The sequence below is a fragment of the Mesotoga sp. genome (assembly GCF_035363035.1).
Taxonomy (GTDB): domain Bacteria; phylum Thermotogota; class Thermotogae; order Petrotogales; family Kosmotogaceae; genus Mesotoga.
In genome coordinates this window covers 1-4,571 of the sequence record NZ_DAOSEH010000122.1, presented here as the reverse complement: position 1 = coordinate 4,571, position 4,571 = coordinate 1, and the positions used below count along the sequence as shown (strand labels likewise).

The 4,571-nt window shown below is 48.6% G+C and carries 1 protein-coding gene; it reads right to left on the bottom strand.

Translation table 11 applies throughout. The annotated features are described in order from the left end of the window. The coding region (locus PKX57_RS11325) for an SdrD B-like domain-containing protein (protein WP_472417396.1) at positions 1–4,447 on the bottom strand (4,447 nt) is incomplete at its 3' end. Positions 4,448–4,571 lie beyond the last annotated feature (124 nt).

The following is a 4,571-nucleotide window of genomic DNA, read 5'->3' as shown; positions in this document are numbered from 1 at the left end:
AAACGGTGTTTATACCTTCGATGAGCAATCTCTTCACATCTGCGAAATTGTAGAAGGCAAAAGAATCAACATTTGAATTTATCGTTATAGTATTCCTCTCATCAAGAGGGGCAGACCCGCCGCTATCATGGTCGCCCGTTGATGTATACGCCGGAAGATCCGTCTCTCTTATTACAATTGGATAGACAGGATCTCCGGAGACGAAGAATCTGTAAAGACCGTCCTGGTCTGTGTATCTTGTATATTTATCCGACCCGTTTGTCAGTGTAACCAGCACTCCCGGTATTTGCGCCTCTCCCGGATCTCTTGTAGCATTATTGGCCTGAGAGATGACGCCTGCACCGGAGTCATCGAAGATAAAGCCTTTCACAATAAAACCTCTGAAATCACCGAAATCGGCCGTTTTGTTTACTGTATCTACTATCACTTCAACCCAGTTCGGAGTCGTGGATATGTATCCAACAGGATCAGATCCTTCAGTTGATGAATTGAAGAGATTCTGGGCGTCTTCCACAACTCTGTAAGTTCCCTGTGAAACATCGAAGCTATAAAAACCTTCATTGTCCGTCTGAGTGTAAGACTGGAAAGTCCAGCCGCTTCCATCAAACTTCCAGAGCTTCAGCCTGACTCCCGCAATACCGGGTTCGGCATAGTCGCGGGTCCTGTTGAAATTGAGATCTTCATAGACGTAACCGCTGATCTTCAGACCCGAACCAACTGATTTATTCGGACCGAACTCGGAAGTGGCGTAAGCAGGAATGCCGAGAACGTTACTGAAGCTTTCGTAACGGGTTATAGCTGTTATGACCTTTGTGTCCTCGGAGACAGGGGAGACATTGCCCTCGAAGTTTCCCTGAGAATCTACTATGAGTGACCCGATATACTTTATTCCTTCACCGTAGTCCTCTCCCGAATAAGAGTCTCCGTCCCCTGCTCTTGCAGAGTATATTTCAACGACAGAACCGGCAAAGACTGCGCTGGGAGTGTTCTGACCGACAAATCCCTGAATAGACAGAGCGCTCCCGCTTCGCGTTGCCAGAGCTATTACAGGGTGATCGACTCCCATATTGCCATAGTTTGCATTGAGAAGCCCGTCGTTGGGATTCACACCCTCAATTATGTCTGAAGATGGTGATCTGAGAAGATCAATCGCAAGACCGCGATTATCACCAAAAGAGTTTAGCGAAAAGTCGCCGTAACTTGAATCGCTGCTAACCCTTATACCGGGACCGCTAAGAGAGCCGTTGACGATTGACTTTCTTATAACTGCTCCCACAGATTCGTTGAGCGATATGGCCGAAGCGGTTGAATCGACGATCGTTGTATTCTCCAGAAGCGTCAGTTTGTCTCCCTGTGTATAGACACCGTTTCCGTGAGTCACGCCGGCGTGGCTTCCGCCATTCGATTCTACGATAGAGTTCCTTAAAGTAACTGAAATCGCCGGAGAGACTATCGAAACGCCATTTCCGTCGGTTCCCGAAGGACCGATGCCGTTGTCCAGTACAATTATCCTGTTTACATCTATGGTATTTCCAGTCAGCAGAAGACCGGAGCCGTTGTAAGCGATATACGAGTCTTTTAGAGTTCCGCTCGCGTTGATAACCAGACCGTATCTTCTGTTTAGACTGCTATCTTCAGGTCTAGATCCATCGGCTCTTGCCCCGCTCACAATATTATCAAGATTGAAGTTCTGGCCGTTGATGACTACCGGGGCGGTAACGTCGCCGATAGTGCCACCACCGTTAAAGAAAGCGATGTTCTTCAACGAGAAGCCTTGCGCGGTTGCCGAAGTTCTCAGGACATACTCTAGACCGTTAGAGTCTATCTCGATCTCTTTGCCGTTGAGTGGGGGTATGGCAATTTTATCGACTCCGGCAAGACCGCCCCCAAAGTTTGAGCCGTTACTGTTTATGATGTTCCCCTGCACAGTGTATACAGTACCGTCAATAGTTGTCTGGATGTCGGTAATGTCCGGTAAGGCTGACATAGGCTGTATTGTCCACCAACTATTGCTACCTGAAGATGAATTTTGAGGAGTCTGCATGACAAATCTCGCAGCATTGGCTCCGGCAATTGCATTGGAGTTCAGCACAAACTGCCGCAGCGTTCCCTGATTACCGGCAACTCTGAAGCCGTTATCTCCCGTGTCGTTCGTGTTGACTATCACGTTGAACGAGAAGCCATGATCGATCCCGCTTACGGCTTGCGCACTTCCCGAAAGGTCAACTACAGACAAATGCTGAAAGGTGCTCTGGCTGATGGCCTTACTCCAGGTCGCGAATCTGTCTGAGATTGAGGGATCTAAACCGCCAAAGGCCTGTACATCATTGTAAGCACCGTCTTTGAACTCGCGTTTGAAGGTCTGTTCGGCCCAGGGAGTCGCAGGTGGAAATCCGGGATTGAGTGCTGTCGGAGCGACGCTCTTCGAATCCACAACGACGTAGTATCTATATTGAGGCAAAGGTCCGAAAGAGTAGTTGCCATTGGCATCGGTATTAGTCTCTGCGACAAACACGTCGCCGTTACTGATCACATCGTTACCGTCGGCCTCTCTGTAAATTCTCACCCTAACGTTAGTCTTTGGCAGATCGACACCCGAAACAAAAGGCCCACCATTGTCTCCTCGGTCTTCAAAGGCTTTTCCGGAGACTGTCAGCGAGATACTGCTACAAGTATTTTCCAAGAGTGCTACTTTTCTGAGTTCGCCGCTATTGTACTGCACATAGGAGTCCATTGTGTTGCCTTGATTGTCTCTCACTACTGCCTTAATTATGTAGTCTCCCTGAGGCACCTGAGAATTATTCCACTGGAACCTCCAGGGGTTGAACTGGTCCACGGCCGTTGCGTCTCCGATCAAGACCCACTCGAACCCGTCGTCGGCAACTCCATTACCGTTATAGTCAAAATAATAGTAGAACTTAACGCTTGTTACCGTCGAACGTATTACTCCTGAGACGGCGGTATGCGAGTCGAGCACAAAAGCCTCGATCATGGAAGGACCGCAACCGGAAACGCTGATACTCGATGTCAGAGGAATCTGCGAAATATGTCCACATGAATTCACAAGGTCTCCAAAGGGGATAGGCTTGTTAAGAGCCATACTATAAGTCCCTTGAAAGGCGAGATCCTTCTGTATTGGATTGTTTGTGTTCGAGCTGGTAGTGAACGCAAGCTGAAAGATATCGTCGGTAGTGAGTTTCGGGCCGCCTCTGGAAGTAGCGTCTAGAGCTGCCAGTGGCACCTGGATATCCAGAAGATAAACAGTACCTAGCGAGGGATCAACGTACTCGATAACTCTGGTTCTTCCAAAATCCCGTACCAAAGGCGAGGGGTCGCGGTCCCAGTCTGCCGGTCTACCGGGTTCACCGTCGGCGTCAGTCGGGCTGGTCAAGTGCCTGGCGCTATCTTGTTTCCAGATCAAATCGCTATCATAGAGATACTGATCTTTGATTGTGCTGAAATATACCTTTATATCGTCAGGTGCAACTCCTTGATCGGTTCCGTCGAGTTCAATTGCGAAGTCTCTATAACCGTCGCCGTCAATATCTATTAGTATATTCCATGTAGAAGATTTATAGGGAGCCCCTGAACCGGTTAGTTGTAGAGGGTTACTGGCAAGCACCATTCTGAACATGAGATTGTCGCAGTCGGCGAAGAACTGTATCGAAGGCAAATTCTGAGAACTGACAAAATCTCCTTCCTGCCTGGGACTGGTTCCACCATTGGAGTTGTCGCTGTTGCCTGAAGCATCGTAGATCGGTCCTCTCGAATAAGTGTACGGGATCCACTCGCTAGTTGCCGAACCGCTTTCATTCACTCGAACATAGTCAAATTCGACCTGTGTTGGTCCCCAGGACCTGAGACCGACTCTACCGTTCATGAAAGGGTTGTCATTGTCGGTGTATCTTAAAACCTCAATTCCATCGACATACATAGTGAATGAATTTTCCCTTGCCACTATGGTTACTTCATGCCATTCCAACCAGTCGAAATCTGCGGCCGGGGCTCCCCAGACCAGAACACCGGACTCTCTACCATCTGTGACCTTTCTCAATGCAAATCTATTTCCGAGTCCTGGATCGACCTGAAAAGCGTAGGCGTTTATGTTCCTGGCAGTACCTGTAACCCTGACATATATCGCATAACCGGAACCGCCGGACTGAATCCCGCCGGTGATTCTGCCAAAGCTCCTCACAACGTAATCGTCCCAGCCTTCATCACCATCCAGTATCGCTCTGCGCTCACCGGAGCCGGTTATCGAGAGGATACCTCCGGCAACGCTCCAGGAACCTGTCGGGTAGTAATCGGCTAGATCTGAAAGGCTGTTGAATTCATAGCTGGCCAGTGCAGGACTGGGATTATCTGGCCATGGATAAGGGTATCCGGCCGGATCGATGTAGCTGGGTATTGCAAAGGCACCTGAAAGTACCGAGATAAATAAAAGCACAACAGAAAAATACTTATACACCAATCTGCCCCCCGTTGTATATTGTACCTTCTATATCTCTAAATAAACAACACCGTATCCAATAAACAAATCAGCAACAATTGAGGTAATCCAGAATAGGATA